At 52.7% G+C, this 1,307-nt stretch carries 1 protein-coding gene; it reads right to left on the reverse strand.

The features are described 5' to 3' along the window. Positions 1 to 206: 206 nt before the first annotated feature. On the reverse strand, positions 207 to 1,307 hold a 1,101-nt coding region (locus DQG23_RS41600), incomplete at its 5' end, for a galactose-binding domain-containing protein (protein WP_192894706.1).

Here is a 1,307-nt window from a genome sequence, read left to right on the forward strand (position 1 = left end):
CAAACGGAACGAAGCAGGGGGCGAAAAGGCGGTGAAAGATGACCCTGAGTGGGTTTTCAGACACGCCTAGTAATAGTCGTTCATTTGTATACTTCCAATTCCGATATGGCCATCTCTATACCGGTCTGATTCGGTCCGTTCGGCGACACGGCAACGACGCGGATATACCTCGCAATTGTCGCAGCGATCGTGTTGTCGCTCGTTCCCTAAGCGAAGCCCGTTACTTGCTTGACGGTCGTAAACGTTACCCCGTCCGTCGACGTTTTGATATCGAATGCCGTAGCGTACAGGTTCGACGGCATTTTCACGACGATTCTGCCGATAGTTTGAATGAAGCCCAAATCCACTTGCAGCTGCCATACGTGTTGACCGTTCGCCAGCGCATACGTGGCGGCGTTTCCGTCAACGGCTTTTGGCGCCTCGAAGCCCGACCACATCGTTGCTGTGCTGCCATTAGCAAAATAAGCGGTTGCGGCCTGGTTGAAGGCCAAATTCTGATTCGGCGTCGGCGCGTATACTTCCAATTCCGATATGGCCATTTCGACCCCGGTTTGATTCGGACCGTGCGGCGCGACGGCAACGACTCGGACATATCTGGCATTTGTCACGGTAATCGTATTGTCGCTTGTTCCGGAAGAGAATCCCGTTACTTGCTTTACTGTTGTAAAGTTCGTCCCGTCCGTCGACGTTTTCAGATCAAATGCGGTGGCAAACAGGCTCGCAGGCATTTTCACGACAATTCTGCCGATGCTTTGAGCCGCTCCCAAATCCACTTGCAGCTGCCAAATATGCTGGCCGTTCGCCAGCGCATACGTAGACGCTTTTCCGTCAACGGCCTTTGCCGCCTCATAACCTGCAAACATAGTCGCCGTGCTGCCGTTCGAGAAATACGCGGTTGCGGTTTTGTTCAAGGCCAAATTCTGATTGGGCGCGGCTATCGGTTTGATATCTTGATAGGCCGCTTCGATTCCCGCATCGTTCATAATCGTTTGCGCTCCCGCCGGCCAGACGCCGTTCGTAACGACGGTATTGCCGGATACCGTACAGTTCGTACATGCATTGGCCATTTCCGCGGTATCCGAAACATTATTTTGAACGATGTTGTCATGAATCGACCCCGTCCACATCGATATCCATCTTCCCGTTTCTCTCACCACATTGCCCGTTATCGTAAAATAAGCGCTGCCTTCATCCGGATATATCCCCCAGCCTCCATACGAGCCGTACATATTTTGCAAATGATTCCCGCTGATTGTAGAATTCGGCTGAGCGCTTAGGGTGTAGATCCCGCCTCCGTCTCCGAGCAC

It is taken from the genome of Paenibacillus contaminans, assembly GCF_003285015.1.
Lineage (GTDB): Bacteria > Bacillota > Bacilli > Paenibacillales > NBRC-103111 > Paenibacillus_V > Paenibacillus_V contaminans.